This window comes from Pseudomonas sp. 8 R 14, from assembly GCF_900005955.1.
In the GTDB taxonomy this organism is placed as follows: domain Bacteria; phylum Pseudomonadota; class Gammaproteobacteria; order Pseudomonadales; family Pseudomonadaceae; genus Aquipseudomonas; species Aquipseudomonas marginalis.
In genome coordinates, this window is sequence record NZ_CVTH01000089.1 from 6,886 (window position 1) to 20,926 (window position 14,041).

The following is a 14,041-nucleotide window of genomic DNA, read 5'->3' on the forward strand; positions in this document are numbered from 1 at the left end:
AGGACCTTTTGCTTACTTTTGGGTCCCTCCAAAAGTGAGTCGCTGTAAAAGCGAAACCATAAGTGGCCGTTACCGCAGCAACGGATATGTACTCGGTCAAAACCAACGACATGGTCGGCCCGAAGGCCGCCACGGAAACAAGCCCCCTCCCACATTTGGTTCTGCGTACATCAGGCAGGTAAGATGGCAGCCCTTCGCACAGCGTTTTGCTGCGCACTGCCAACCATAAGCCCTGCCCAATGCCCTTCGAACTCAGCGTAGACCTCACCACCCTCGCCATTCTCGCCGTCGTGGCCTTTATCGCCGGCTTTATCGACGCCATCGCCGGTGGCGGCGGCCTGCTTACCACCCCGGCGCTGCTCACCGCCGGGATGCCGCCCCACCTGGTACTGGGTACCAACAAGCTCAGCTCCACCTTCGGTTCGGCCACGGCCAGCTTCACCTTCTACCGTCGCAAGCTGTTCCACCCGCGTCAGTGGGTGCATGCGATCATCGGCACGTTGATCGGTGCGCTGGCCGGTGCGGTGGTTGCCCACTACCTGCCCGCCGAAACCCTGAACAAAATGCTGCCGGTGATCGTATTCGCTTGCGGCGTGTATTTGCTGTTTGGTGGCACGCCCAAGGCGCCACTGGACGCCGACGCGCCGATCAAGAAGAAATGGCAAGGCACCCAGGGTTTCGGCCTGGGCTTCTACGACGGCGTGGCCGGCCCCGGTACCGGTGCATTCTGGACCGTGAGCACCATGCTGTTGCACCCCATCGACCTGGTGAAGGCCAGCGGCGTGGCGCGCAGCATGAACTTCGTCAGCAACGCGGCGGCGCTGTCGGTGTTTATCTTCAACGGTTCGGTGGATTGGATTGTCGGCCTGGCGATGGGCGTGTCGGTGATGTGTGGCGCGTTCTTTGGCGCGCGCAGCGCGATCAGCGGCGGCGCCAAATTCATTCGCCCGGTGTTTATCACCGTGGTTCTCGGCCTGACCGTGCGCCTAGCCTGGCAGCACTGGTTCAGCGTGGCCTAGGCGACGGGCCAGGTAGAGGTCGATCAGGTAACGCGCAATCGAGCGTGACGCCGGCAACGGCGGCAGGTCGTGGATGCTGAACCACTGCGCGTCCTCGATCTCGTCGGCCTGGGGCACGATGTCGCCACCGGCGTACTCGGCATGGAAGCCCAGCATCATCGAATGGGGGAACGGCCAGCACTGGCTGCCCATGTACTGGATGTTCCTGACCTCCACCTGCACTTCTTCACGCACCTCGCGGATCAGGCAGTCTTCGGCCGACTCCCCCGGCTCGGCAAAGCCCGCCAAGGTGCTGTAGACCCCGGTGACAAACCGCGGCGAGCGCGCCAGCAGGATCTCGTCGCCACGGGTCACCAGCACGATCATGCTCGGCGAAATCCGCGGGTAGCTGCGCAGGTCGCAGGCCTGGCAATACATCGCCCGTTCCCGTGGCACCTGGACCATGGCCTGGCCGCAACTGCCGCAGAACCGATGCTCCCGCGCCCAGGTGCCGATCTGCGCGGCGTAGCCCAGCACTTTGTAGAGGGTGTGATCACCTTGCAGCATGAAGCCGCGCAGGCCCTGCCAGCTGCAACCAGGCACTTCGCCCGCCGAGTCGAGTTCCAGCAGATACACCGGCTCACCGTCGAGGTGGCCGATGCCATGTTCGGCAAACACCGAAAGCTCCTGGCGCTTGAGCCATTCCCGAGGGAACAGCGGGCCGTTGGCGTCATGCAAAAAGCCGTCGCGGCTGCGGGCGACGGCCCAGCCGCCGGGGGCGTCGTTGTCCAGCAGCGTTGTGGTAATCCAGCCTGGGGTCATGTCAGTCAATCCACGAATTCGGGTTTCTGCTTGCTCATATGGGCCGCGATGGCCACGCGCAGGTCGTTGGATTGCAACATAGCCGAGTTCCAGGTGGCAACGTATTCCAGACCGTCATTGACCGTATGGTCACGCATGTAGCTGATCATGGCTTTGGTGCCAGTGACCGCAATCGGCGATTTGGCCGCGATTTCATGGGCGATCTCGAACACGCCGGCCAACAGGCTTTCCTGGTCGGCATACACGCGATTGACCAGGCCGATGCTGCGCGCCTCCTCGGCACCGAACGGGCGGCCGGTGTAGGCCAGCTCACGCAGCATGCCGTCGCCGATGATGCGTGGCAGGCGTTGCAGGGTGCCGACGTCGGCGGCCATGCCGATGTCGATTTCCTTGATCGAGAATTGCGCGTCTTCAGCCGCGTAGCGCATGTCGCAGGCGCTGATCAGATCGATGGCGCCACCGATGCAGTAACCCTGGATCGCTGCCAGTACCGGCTTGCGGCAGTTGTCGACGGCATTGAACGAGGCTTGCAGCTCGAGGATCTTGCGCCGCAGCAGGCGTGCATTGCGGCCCACATCCTTGCCGAAGTCATTGGCCACCGAGGCCAGCATCATCAGGTCGATGCCGGAGGAAAAATGCTTGCCGGCACCGCTGAGCACCACGGCGCGTACGGCGTCGGTGTCTTCGATCCATTGGAAGATGTCGATGATCTCGGTCCAGAACGCGGCGTTCATCGCGTTGATCTTTTCCGGGCGGTTGATCTGCACATGGGCTACGTTGCCGCTGAGTTCGACGACGAAAGCTTGATATTCGGACATGGCAGTGATCCCTGGCTGGCGAGTGATAAGGCCTGAACTATAACAAGGGTACGTGACGGCGCATCGGCCAAAAGCGGGACTGGCAACGGCGATGGAAAAGACGCTGGATAAAAGCCCCGGCACACGCCATCCTTCGCGCTTTGAGCCGCCCCATCAGCGGCGTTCGACGTTTAAAGGATATGCCCATGCACGCCCAACCCCTCGCCCTCGCCGATTTCGAATTCATCGAAGAAACCCTGTTGAAATACGGCGACGACCATTCGGTGCTGAACCTGGCCGAACTCGACGGCTACTTCACCGCGCTGGTGTCCAGCCCGGCACAGGTGGACATCGCCGAGTGGTTCCCGGCGATCTGGGGCGGGCAGAACCCGGAGTGGGAAAACGCCGAAGAGGCCCAGCAGTTCCTTGACCTGTGCGTGCGTCATATCAACACCCTGGCCGCACAACTGGCGACTGACGCCAAGGCCTTTAAGGCACGCTTCGATGAAACCGAACACCAGGGCCAGGACGTGACCCTCGCCGAAGAGTGGTGCTTTGGCTATATCCGTGGCGCGGCGATCGGCAACTGGCCGGAATTGCCGGCCGAACAAGCCGCACAGCTGGAGAAAATCTCCTGGTGCGCCGAACAGGACAACTTCGAGTTGCCGGCCGACCTCGATGTGCCGGCCCATCAACAACGCGTCAGCGAAATCGAACCGGCGGCGCGGGCCCTGCATGATTACTGGCTGGCCTTGCGCTAAGCCTCGACAAGCACCGCACCTTTGGCCGATTATTCGGGTCCGCCCGTCGGCCACTCCGTACCACCTTGCCTTGATCAGGAGCCTTGCACCTTGAGTTCGCAGAAAACCGTGACCGTTACACCGCCCAACTTCCCCCTGAATGGCAAGGTCGCGCCCCCCGGCTCCAAATCCATTACCAACCGCGCCCTGCTGCTGGCGGCGCTGGCCAAGGGCACCAGCCGCCTGAGCGGCGCCTTGAAGAGCGACGACACCCGGCATATGTCGGTGGCCCTGCGCCAGATGGGCGTGACCATCGACGAGCCGGACGACACCACCTTCGTGGTCACCGGCACCGGCAAGCTGCAATTGCCGGCGCAGCCGTTGTTCCTCGGCAATGCCGGCACCGCGATGCGCTTCCTGACGGCCGCCGTGGCTACCGTGCAAGGCACGGTGGTACTGGACGGCGACGCGTATATGCAGAAACGTCCGATCGGCCCGCTGCTGGCCACCCTCGGCCGGAACGGTATCCAGGTCGACAGCCCGACCGGTTGCCCGCCGGTGACGGTGCACGGCGTGGGCACGGTCCAGGCCAAGCGCTTCGAGATCGACGGTGGCTTGTCCAGCCAGTACGTCTCGGCCCTGTTGATGCTCGCCGCGTGCGGCGCAGCGCCGATTGAAGTGGCGCTGACCGGCAAGGACATCGGCGCCCGTGGCTACGTGGACCTGACCCTGGACTGCATGCGGGCCTTCGGCGCCCAGGTCGATGTGGTCGACGACACCACCTGGCGCGTGGCCCCCACCGGCTACACCGCCCATGATTACCTGATCGAACCCGACGCTTCCGCCGCCACCTACTTGTGGGCTGCCGAAGTGTTGACCGGTGGCCGCATCGACATCGGCGTGGCCGCCCAGGCCTTCACCCAACCAGACGCCAAGGCCCAGGCCGTGATCGCGCAGTTCCCGAATATGCAGGCCACCGTGGTCGGTTCGCAGATGCAGGACGCGATCCCGACCCTGGCGGTCCTGGCTGCCTTCAACAACACCCCGGTGCGTTTCACTGAGCTGGCCAACCTGCGGGTCAAGGAATGCGATCGCGTACAGGCCCTGCATGACGGCCTCAATGCGATCCGTCCGGGCCTCGCCAGCATTGAAGGCGATGACCTGCTGGTCGCGGCCGACCCGGCGCTGGCCGGCACGTCGTGCAACGCCCTGATCGACACCCATGCCGACCACCGCATCGCCATGTGCTTTGCACTCGCGGGGTTGAAAATCGCGGGAATCCGCATTCAGGACCCGGACTGCGTGGCCAAGACCTATCCTGGGTACTGGAAGGCCCTGGGCAGCCTTGGGGTCGCGTTGAGCGACTGACTCAACGGCGTCGGAATGGGGAGGTAAGGATCATGACCATTCGCCAACCCTGCCCACCCGGTGCCTGTGTCTGCGACCGTGAACAACTGCTGGAAGCCCCCGGCGCGGACCTGCGTATCCTCAGCCTGACGCGGCAGGAAGAGAAACGCCTGGTCGAGCGCCTGGAAAACCTGCAAAGCCTGCAAGACCTGGAGCGCATGCAACAGCGGATGCACGAGCTATTGGGCATCCGCGTGCATATCGCGCCGGGGCACAACGAGGTCAAGAGCATGCGCGGCATCCAGATCGTCATCGACGAGCTGCCAGGCATGTGCCGCAAGACCCGGCAAGCGATCCCGGCGGCGATTCGCCGGGGCCTGGAGAAAAATCCGGAAATTGCCTACCGCCTGCTGGACGCCCACGACCTGTTTCGCGAAGGTTGAATCAACCGGCGACCGTCTCGGCCTCGAACAGTTTCTGCCCTACCGCCCTGGCTGTTTGCAGATGCGCGGTCGCCGCGCCATCTTCCGACTCCAGCAACAACGCCGACGTCACCACTTTCGCTCCACAGTAATCAAAAATCCCGTAGTCGATCTGCGTGCGCATCGCCTTGGCGTAGCCGTGTCGGTCAAACGCGCTTTCATCGGCCGCCCCCAGGGCCAACAGGTGCACGTGCAAGTGCCGCAGTTTTTTCACCACGGGCATGTCCGGGCCGTAATCGATCGCCCAGCCGTTGACGAACACGCGGTCGACCCAGCCCTTGAGCAGGCCCGGCAGCGACCACCAGTAGATCGGGAACGCCAGCACCAGGGCATCGGCGCGGTCGATGCGTGCCTGTTCCGCCAGCACGTCGGCCGGGGGCGTGGCGCGGGTGTGGTGTACGAGGTGGTCGGCGGCGGTGTAGCGCGGGTCGAAGCCTTCGGCGGCGAGGTCGGCGATTTCGAAGGTGTGGCCCTCAGCAGTCAGCCCGGCAGCCACTTGCGCGGCCACGGCGTGGGTGAGGGATTGTGGGTCGTGATGGGCAACGACGATGAGTGCATGCATGACTTTGACTCCCTTTGGGTTTAATCTACTTTTGGTAAGTTAACGCCAACAAGTTACTTTTGGTATATAAGCATGTCAAGCCCTGAATCCCCTGCCCCACGTCGTCGCCTGTCCCGTGAAGATCGCCTGCGTCAATTACTGGAGGTGGCCTGGCAACTGGTGCGCGAGGAAGGCACCGAAGCCCTGACCCTGGGCCGCCTGGCGGAACTGGCCGGCGTCACCAAACCGGTGGTCTACGACCACTTCGTCACCCGTGCCGGGCTGCTCGCCGCGCTGTATGAAGACTTTGACGCGCGTCAGACCCAGGTGTTTGCCGAAGCCCTCGACGCCAGCAGCGCGACCTTGGAAGAACGTGCCTGGGTGATCGCCTCGTGCTATGTCGATTGCGTGTTATTGCAGGGCCGGGAAATTCCGGGGGTGATTGCCGCACTGAGCAGCTCGCCGGAGCTGGAAGCGCTCAAGCGTAAGTATGAGGCGATTTTTCTCGACAAATGCCGCGCCGCGCTGGCGCCCTTTGGCCAGGTTTCACAGCCAGGATTACGGGCGATGCTGGGGGCGGCGGAAGCGCTGTCCGATGCTGCGGCGAGCGGCGAGATCAGCCGGGAAGAAGCGCAACAGGAACTACTGGCAACCATCCTGGCGATGGTCAATCGCGCACAGCGTTGAAGACTGAAGAAGCTTCTGTGGTGAGCGGGCTTGTTGTGGTGAGCGGGCTTGCCCCGCGCTGGGCTGCGAAGCAGCCCCAATAAGAGCACTGCAGTGTGCCAGGCAGCTCAGGGGCTGTTTCTGGGGCCGCTTCGCAGCCCAGCGCGGGGCAAGCCCGCTCACTACAGAAGCACTACAAAAAAGCCAAGCAGGCCAGGCTAACGCCCTGCCACAAACAGCTGGACCTTGCGTGCCAGTTGATCGAGGTGCCGGTCCCGCTGTTTCTCGGCATCCACCATCGCCCGCTTGCCGTGTTTTTGCAGCAGGTAGGTATGGATCTGGCGTACCTCCAGCGAACTGTAGATTGCCGCCACATCCAACACGCCCATCAAGCCATCGGTGCCGTAGGCCCGGGTATTCATCAACACCTGGGTGCCCCGCGCACCCCGCACTTGAAAACCCATGGCCTCGAAGGCCGCTACCTTCTCCACGGCACATGCCAACTCGGCATGGGGATAGCGCGCCACCACGTCCGCCATCATCCCGCGCGCCACACCCTGACGCCGGAAACCGGCCTGTACCGCCATAAAGGCGATGCCACAGGCTTCAGGATCATCTTTCACCGGCAGGTACAGGCAAAAGCCAATCACCTGCTCCTCGAGCATCGCCACGATCAACTCAACGGCAATCCCCTTCGACCCGCCCAATGCCTCCAGGTACAGGTGCACCTCAAAGCCGATGGCATATTGGTAGATGTTGTAGAGCAGGTTGCTCGGCGGCAGTGCGACGCTGCTGATGTCGGTGAGGTTGTCCACCACCATCTGCAGGATCTGGGCATTGATGGGCTCGGGGCACGGTGTGGTGTAGCGGGTAAGGCTGAACATGCAGATTCCTGGGGTTTCGCGTCAAGGCAGCGGCGATTGTACCTGTTGCAGGCCGTTCAGTGTCCGCACACCTCACGCACGCACCCGCGCAACCAGCGGTGGGCCAGGTCGGCATCCAGCCGCGGATGCCAGAGCATCGCCACGGTGAACGGTGCCAGCGTCAACGGCAACGCAAAGCTGTACAGGCCTTCGCGCTGATGGGCGGTGTAGCGTTCGGGCACGCAGGCAATCAGGTCGGTGTCGCGGGCCAGGGCGATGGCCGTGGCGAACCCGGCGACGATGGTGCCGATCTGCCGCGTCAAGCCCAGGGCTTCAAGCCCATCGTCGATCTGGCCGCGCTCCTGCCCGCGCCGCGAGACGTAGACGTGGCGCCCCTGGGCAAACCGCTCGGCACTGATGTCGCCCTGGCTCAGGGGATGGCCGCTGCGCACCACGCCAATCAAACGGTCGCGAAACAGCGCCTGGGTCAGCACTTCGGGGCTGGCGTCAGGGTCGACCACGCCGGTTTCCAGGTCGACGCTGCCTTGGCGCAGTAACGTGCTGTCCTTGTCGGTCTTGCTGACGAAACGCAGGCGTACACCGGGCGCCTCCCGTGCGATGCGCGCCAGCAACACGGGACCGAAGTTTTCGACGAACTCTTCACTGGTGCGCAAGGTGAACGTGCGCTCCACCTGGGCCAGGTCCAGGGCGTGTGCCGGGCGCAGCACCGCATGGGCGTCCTGCACCAGGCGGCTGACCTGCTCACGCAATGCCTGCGCCCGCGGCGTCGGCACCAGCCCGCGCCCGGCGCGGACCAACAGCGGATCGCCGGTAGTCTCGCGCAAGCGCGCCAGCGCCCGGCTCATGGCCGAGGGGCTCAACTGCAAGCGTTTGGCCGCTCGGGCGACACTGCCTTCGGCCAGCAAGACATCCAGGGTAATCAGCAGATTAAAGTCGGGCATGGGCGCTCCTTAGCAGGCGTTTGACGCAGGTATTAACTGCAAACCCTGCGTCTTCCGCCATGTTAGGCCAGGCCGTAGATTTGTGACAGTTGCGTCCACCCAAGGAATCTTCCATGAATACGTCTTCACGCGGCGGCCTTGCCAGCCTGTCGCTGTCCATGTTGCTCGCCGCCCTCGGCACCAGCATCGCCAATGTCGGCCTGCCCAGCCTGGTACAGGCATTCGATGCGTCGTTTCATGCCGTGCAGTGGGTGGTGCTGGCCTACCTGATGGCGATCACGGCGGTGATTGTCATGGCCGGCCGAATGGGCGATCGCCTGGGCCGTCGCCGGCTGTTGCTCGCCGGGCTGCTGTTGTTTGCGCTGGGCAGTGGGCTGTGTGCGGGCGCGCCCTCGCTGGGCTGGCTGATTGCCGCACGCCTCCTGCAGGGCTTGGGCGCGGCGAGCATGATGGCCATGGCGCTGGGGATGGTCGGCGACACGGTGCCCAAGGAACGCACCGGCCGGGTGATGGGCCTGCTGGGCACGATGTCAGCCGTCGGTACCGCCATGGGCCCCGCCGCTGGCGGGTTATTGCTCAGTGTGTGGGGGTGGCGCGCGCTGTTTCTGGTGGGCATGCCCTTGGGGTTACTCGCGGCCAGCCTCGCGTGGCGCTACTTGCCGGTTGATCGACGCCAAGCAGGCTCACCTTCCAGCGTCTGGTCACCGTTGAAGGAAGCACCCTTGCGCACGAGTCTCGCGATGAGTGCGTTAGTAGCGGCGGTGATCATGGCAACCTTTGTGGTCGGCCCTTTCTACCTGTCCAAGGGGCTGGGGCTGGACCCGCAATGGATGGGCCTGGCCATGGCCGTCGGGCCCTGTGTCGCGGCGCTCAGCGGTGTACCGGCGGGGCGCCTCACCGACCGCCAGGGCTGGCGCCTTATGACTTTCGCCGGGTTGGGCATCCTGTTTTGCGGCGCATTACTGTTGTCGTTGGCCTCGGGATTGATCGCCTACCTTGGGGGGCTGGTGATTCTGACGACGGGCTATAGTCTGTTCCAGGCCGCCAACAACACTGCGGTGATGTGCGATGTAGACGGTGCGCGCCGAGGTACGGTCGCAGGCTTGCTCAACCTGTCACGCAATATCGGGCTGATCTTCGGTACCTCGGCCCTGGGGGCGGTGTTCGCCTGGGCGACCCCGGATGTCACCCGCGCCAACGCGCAATCCGTGACCAGCGGCCTGCATGCGACTTTCACCGTCGCCGTGGGCTTGATCCTGCTGGCCACCGCGATGGCAACGGGCCGTATCCGCGCCGTGAATGCCCCACAGAATACCCGTTGAGGCAAAAAAACAAAAAAGGCGTTGCGCCAGACGGGGTTACATCGCGCATCATGGGCACTTTCAAGCTCAAGGGTAACGTCCATGCGCGTTCTGTCATTGATGATGGGTCTTACGACGCTGGCCGCCAGTACGGTGTTCTGCGCCAGCGCGATGGCGAATGAAGAAAGTCAGTTGGTGCAACAGATCAACGAGTACCGCAGCCAGGTGCAGCGCTGCGGCGACCAGGGTTCCCAGGAACTGCCACCGTTGGCCAACGATACACGGCTGGTGCTGCCGGCCAATAACGTCGGCGACCTGCAGCAGGCCCTGGCCCGTGCCGCGTACCCGATGGTCAATGTGCAGGCGATCAGCCTGTCCGGGCCCAAGGACGCCCAGGCAGCCATGAAAGCCGTGCGCGAGAGTTTCTGCCGGGTGGTGCTGGACCCGCAATTCGTCGACATCGGCGTGAGCAACAGCGGCCAGGACTGGCGCATCGTGCTGGCCCGCCCGTTGCTGTCCAGCGGCCTGGGCGATTGGCAAACCGAAGGCCGCAAGCTGCTCGACCTGATCAATGCCGCCCGCACGCAACCGCGCCAGTGCGGTACCCAGGCGTTTACCGCGACCACGCCATTGTCGTGGAACGAGGCGCTGGCCGGGGCCGCCAACAGCCACACGCGCAACATGGCCAACGGCAATTTCTTCGACCACCTGGACCACGACGGCCGCACGCCTGGCGACCGCGCGGAACTGGCCGGGTATATCGCGAAGAACATCGGCGAAAACATCGCCGCCGGCCTGGACACCCCGCGCAAGGTGGTCGACGGCTGGCTCGCCAGCCCAGGTCATTGCGCCAACCTGATGAACCCGCAGTTTCGCGAATTGGGCTCGGCCTATGCCATGGACCCGAAGAGTGACGCGGGCATCTACTGGACCGCTTTATTCGGCACGCAGTAAGGGTTGGGCAATCGCCCGCCCCCCGGCCTTCGCTCTTTCAAACGAATACAGCATCAAAATGCCATCTAGCGGATAATCGTGCTGAACTGGCAGCGACCAGACAGGTCTGTAGCTTTACGCCACATCCTTGCGGGCGCGTTGAAGATTCCGGAATACAAGGTGTTCTCCCAATGATGAATTGGCTGCAAAGCAGCAGCGACATGGCTGAGCAAGTACGTCAGCATGATTGGGCCAATACGCCCCTAGGACCGCTGGAACAGTGGCCGGACGTGTTAAAGACCACCGTGGCGCTGTGCTTCGCCTCCAGCTTTCCCCAGGCGATTGTCTGGGGCCCGCAGCTGATCACGCTCTACAACGATGCGTTTATCCCGATCCTGGGCAGCAAGCCCTACGCGTTGGGGCGCCCGTTCAACGAAGTGTGGGCCGAGGTGTGGGATGACGTCAGCCCCATCGCCAACGCCGCCTTCGAGGGCCACGCCACCTATATCGAAAACTTTCCCCTGGTGATTGAACGCGGCCCGAGGCGGGAGCAGGCGTACTTCACCTTCTGCTACAGCCCGATCCGCGATCCCCAAGGCAAGGTGGTCGGCATGCTCGACACCGTCACCGAGACCACCGCCACGGTGTTCCTGGCACGCCGCCTGGCGGTGCTGGACGCCATCGGCAACGCGGTGGTCAACGCCGTCGATGCCGAAGCCATCATGACCAGCACCACCCGCTTGCTGGCCGAGCACCTGCAGGTGAGCAATTGCGCCTACGCCGACATGGACGCCGATGAAGACGGCTTTACCATTCGTGACAATTGGACCGCGCCCGGCTCGCCCAGCATCATCGGCCGCTACAGCCTGGCGGCGTTCGGCGAGATGGCCGTCAAATGCCTGCGCGCCGGCGAGCCCCTGGTGATCCACGACAATCTGCGCGAGTTGCCACCCGCAGAGTCCGCCACCTTCCAGGCCCTTGGGGTGACGGCGACGATCTGCATGCCGCTGATCAAGAACGGTCGCCTGACCGCCCTGATGGCCGTCCATGACAAAAACCCACGCGCCTGGTCACCCTACGACCTGGCCCTGTTGCGGGAAGTCACCGAGCGCTCCTGGGCGCATATCGAGCGCGTGCGTGCCGATGCCGATGTGCGCAAGGGCCTGGCGGCCTATGCCGAACTGAACACCACTCTCGAACAGCGCGTCGAAGAACGCACCCTGGCGCTGGCCAAGGCCGAAGCCGCGCTGCGCCAGTCGCAGAAACTCGAAGCCATCGGCCAACTCACCGGCGGCGTGGCCCATGACTTCAACAACCTGCTGACCATCATTCGCTCATCGGTGGACTTCCTGCGTCAGCCAGACCTGCCGGAACAGCGTCGCCAGCGCTATATGGGCGCAGTGGCGGATACCGTAGAGCGGGCGAGCAAGTTGACCAGCCAATTGCTCGCCTTTGCCCGCCGCCAACCGCTGAACCCGGAAGTCTTCGACGTGGGCCAGCGCGTACAGAACATCGGCGAGATGCTGGAGAGCGTCACAGGCGCGCGTATTCATGTACGTGTCGAGATGCCTTCGCAGCCGTGTTTTGCGCGGATTGATGCCAGCCAGTTTGAAACCGCACTGATCAACATCGCCCTCAATGCACGGGACGCAATGGAGGGCCAGGGCACCCTGACCCTGAAGGTCCTCGGGGCACAGCCGTTGCCCCACATTCGCGGCGACGCCGGGTCGGGTAAGGCGTATGTCGCCATTTCGCTCGCCGATACCGGCCCCGGCATTCCCGAAGACACCGTCGAACGCATTTTCGAGCCGTTCTTCACCACCAAGGCGGTGGGTAAAGGCACCGGCCTGGGCCTGTCGCAAGTCTTCGGCTTCGCCAAGCAGTCGGAGGGCAATATCGATGTGACCAGCACGCCTGGCCAAGGCAGCGTATTCACCTTGTATCTGCCCCAGGTCGAAGCAGAAGCAGCGCCGCCCCCCTGCGAGGAAACGCTGGCGTCGTCCCACGACACATCACAGTGCCGGGTGCTGATTGTGGAGGACAATCTGGAGATCGGGCGGTTTGCCAGCCAGATTCTTCAAGACCTGGGCTACCAGGCCAGCTGGGTGACCGATGCCGAACAGGCCCTGACCCTTGCGGGGCACGATGGGAGGGCCTTCGATGTGATCTTCTCCGACGTGGTCATGCCCGGTATCACCGGCGTCGTCATGGCCAAGCTGCTGCGCCAGCGTCGAGCGGACCTGCCGGTGATACTGACCTCGGGCTACAGCGAAGAGCTGGCCGATAATGGCTATGACGGCTTCGAGTTCCTGCCCAAGCCTTACTCTGCCGAGCAGGTTTCGCGGGTATTGATCAAGGCCATGCACAAGGATTGAGCAGCGCCCTACTCCGCCACGGCCACTTGGTTGCGGCCCAATGCCTTGGCCCGGTACAGCGCTTTGTCGGCGCTGTTCATCAGGCCGTGCAGGTCCTCGTCCACGGCATGGGTAAACGCCACCCCAAGGCTGGCTGACAGCCCCTTGACCGGCTCGGCGGCCAAACCGGCTATAGCCTTGATCAGGTCCTCGGCAATATTGCGCGCGGTGTCCAACGACGTATTGGGCAACAACACGGCAAACTCTTCGCCGCCCAAGCGACCATACACATCGGCCTTGCGGAACGACGCACTGATCACCCCGCCAATCTGGCGCAAGACCTGATCGCCGGCCTGGTGCCCATAGGTGTCGTTGATTTGCTTGAAGTGGTCCATGTCCATCATCAGCGCGCACAGCGGCTGCTGGTTATGACGGCATTGCGCATACAGCAATTGCGCATGTTCGAAAAACGCCCGGCGGTTCATCAGGCCGGTCAGCTCATCGGTCTGTGCGGCACGGGTCGAGATGTTATGGGCCCGTTCCATTTGCCGGGTCAGGCGAAAGGCTTTCTCCAGTGCATCGGACAACTTGCGCGTGGCACTGGCCACAAACGTGGAAAACACCAGGACCGCGATGCCGATACCCACTTGCATCGATGTCGGCTGGAACAACAGCCACAGGGTGCACGGCAGCAACACCAGACCGATGGACACCAGGGTCATATAGCGATAGGCCGAATAACACGACACGGCACTGACCGACATCCCCACGGTGAACAGCATCACCAGCGCCTGGGACAACCGATCATCGGGGGGCATCAGCGCGAGTGCCCCAGCCCCCCAAATGCTCGCGGACAGTACCAGCGTGACCCAGTAGCGGCGCTCCCAGCGATCCGGGGTGCGTTCGCTGTTGGGGCAGCGGAACCAGTCCAGGAACATCTTGACCCGCAGCAGCGACGACGCGCCCAGCACCACCAGCCACACCACCATGAACGTGTGATCGAAGCGCTCCCAGCACAGCCAGCAGAGCATGGCGGCTGCCATGTAGCTGCCGAAAATGGCTGCAAATGACTGGCGAAACAACTGGTGCAAACGGTCGGTTCGCACCTGTGCCTCTATAAAGCAATCCTGATCCCGCCCATGCCCAAGGCCATTCATGAAATTCGCCTGATTCGACTGCCATGACAAAGGCGCCATTGTGGCACCCTGCCACCAGCGTGGACAACTGAATCCAGC

14 protein-coding genes are annotated in these 14,041 nt (G+C 63.4%); 8 read left to right on the top strand and 6 right to left on the bottom strand.

Annotated features, from left to right (window positions below):
- Positions 1–239: 239 nt before the first annotated feature.
- Positions 240–1,019, top strand: coding sequence for a TSUP family transporter (locus tag BFQ01_RS27910; protein WP_065927824.1), 780 nt, complete (start codon positions 240–242; stop codon positions 1,017–1,019).
- Here BFQ01_RS27910 and nudC read toward each other — a convergent pair.
- Together nudC and BFQ01_RS27920 are read right to left on the bottom strand one after the other, a co-directional pair.
- The gene (nudC, locus tag BFQ01_RS27915; RefSeq protein WP_065927825.1) at positions 987–1,820 is read right to left on the bottom strand and encodes an NAD(+) diphosphatase; all 834 of its coding nucleotides are present in this window, start codon (positions 1,818–1,820) and stop codon (positions 987–989) included. The genes BFQ01_RS27910 and nudC overlap by 33 nt on opposite strands.
- A gap of 5 nt (positions 1,821–1,825) precedes the next feature.
- Positions 1,826–2,638: a crotonase/enoyl-CoA hydratase family protein gene (locus BFQ01_RS27920; protein ID WP_027606371.1), complete on the bottom strand. Its 813-nt coding sequence runs from the start codon at positions 2,636–2,638 to the stop codon at positions 1,826–1,828.
- A 185-nt stretch (positions 2,639–2,823) separates the two neighbouring features.
- Here BFQ01_RS27920 and BFQ01_RS27925 point away from each other — a divergent pair, with 185 nt between their 5' ends.
- From BFQ01_RS27925 to BFQ01_RS27935, 3 genes are all read left to right on the top strand, one after another.
- Positions 2,824–3,378: a UPF0149 family protein gene (locus BFQ01_RS27925; protein WP_065927826.1), complete on the top strand. Its 555-nt coding sequence runs from the start codon at positions 2,824–2,826 to the stop codon at positions 3,376–3,378.
- A 90-nt stretch (positions 3,379–3,468) separates the two neighbouring features.
- The gene (gene aroA, locus BFQ01_RS27930) at positions 3,469–4,725 is read left to right on the top strand and encodes a 3-phosphoshikimate 1-carboxyvinyltransferase (RefSeq protein ID WP_065927827.1); all 1,257 of its coding nucleotides are present in this window, start codon (positions 3,469–3,471) and stop codon (positions 4,723–4,725) included.
- A 32-nt stretch (positions 4,726–4,757) separates the two neighbouring features.
- Complete coding sequence (locus tag BFQ01_RS27935; RefSeq protein WP_065927828.1) at positions 4,758–5,147, top strand: hypothetical protein; 390 nt, start codon at positions 4,758–4,760, stop codon at positions 5,145–5,147.
- A 1-nt stretch (position 5,148) separates the two neighbouring features.
- Here the strand turns inward: BFQ01_RS27935 and BFQ01_RS27940 are convergent, their stop codons facing one another.
- Positions 5,149–5,748, bottom strand: a complete 600-nt coding sequence (locus tag BFQ01_RS27940; protein ID WP_065927829.1) for an NAD(P)H-dependent oxidoreductase — start codon at positions 5,746–5,748, stop codon at positions 5,149–5,151.
- Positions 5,749–5,820: 72 nt separating this feature from the next.
- Here BFQ01_RS27940 and BFQ01_RS27945 point away from each other — a divergent pair, with 72 nt between their 5' ends.
- Positions 5,821–6,414 carry a TetR/AcrR family transcriptional regulator gene (locus BFQ01_RS27945; RefSeq protein WP_065927830.1) on the top strand — a complete coding sequence of 198 codons (594 nt, stop codon included), beginning with the start codon at positions 5,821–5,823 and terminating at the stop codon, positions 6,412–6,414.
- 197 nt (positions 6,415–6,611) lie between these two features.
- Here the strand turns inward: BFQ01_RS27945 and BFQ01_RS27950 are convergent, their stop codons facing one another.
- Positions 6,612–7,277: a GNAT family N-acetyltransferase gene (locus tag BFQ01_RS27950; RefSeq protein WP_065927831.1), complete on the bottom strand. Its 666-nt coding sequence runs from the start codon at positions 7,275–7,277 to the stop codon at positions 6,612–6,614.
- Between the two features lie 56 nt (positions 7,278–7,333).
- Positions 7,334–8,218, bottom strand: coding sequence for a LysR family transcriptional regulator (locus BFQ01_RS27955; RefSeq protein WP_065927832.1), 885 nt, complete (start codon positions 8,216–8,218; stop codon positions 7,334–7,336).
- 113 nt (positions 8,219–8,331) lie between these two features.
- On the opposite strand from BFQ01_RS27955, the gene BFQ01_RS27960 reads away from it, so the two are divergent.
- From BFQ01_RS27960 to BFQ01_RS27970, 3 genes are all read left to right on the top strand, one after another.
- Positions 8,332–9,540: an MFS transporter gene (locus tag BFQ01_RS27960; protein ID WP_065927833.1), complete on the top strand. Its 1,209-nt coding sequence runs from the start codon at positions 8,332–8,334 to the stop codon at positions 9,538–9,540.
- Positions 9,541–9,621: 81 nt separating this feature from the next.
- A complete protein-coding gene (locus BFQ01_RS27965; protein ID WP_065927834.1) occupies positions 9,622–10,473 on the top strand; it encodes a CAP domain-containing protein in 852 nt (283 codons plus the stop codon).
- Positions 10,474–10,643: 170 nt separating this feature from the next.
- A complete protein-coding gene (locus tag BFQ01_RS27970; protein WP_065927835.1) occupies positions 10,644–12,827 on the top strand; it encodes a GAF domain-containing protein in 2,184 nt (727 codons plus the stop codon).
- Positions 12,828–12,835: 8 nt separating this feature from the next.
- Here BFQ01_RS27970 and BFQ01_RS27975 read toward each other — a convergent pair whose 3' ends face one another.
- Positions 12,836–14,002 (bottom strand): GGDEF domain-containing protein, encoded by a 1,167-nt coding sequence (locus BFQ01_RS27975; protein WP_065927836.1) that lies wholly within the window; start codon positions 14,000–14,002, stop codon positions 12,836–12,838.
- Positions 14,003–14,041 lie beyond the last annotated feature (39 nt).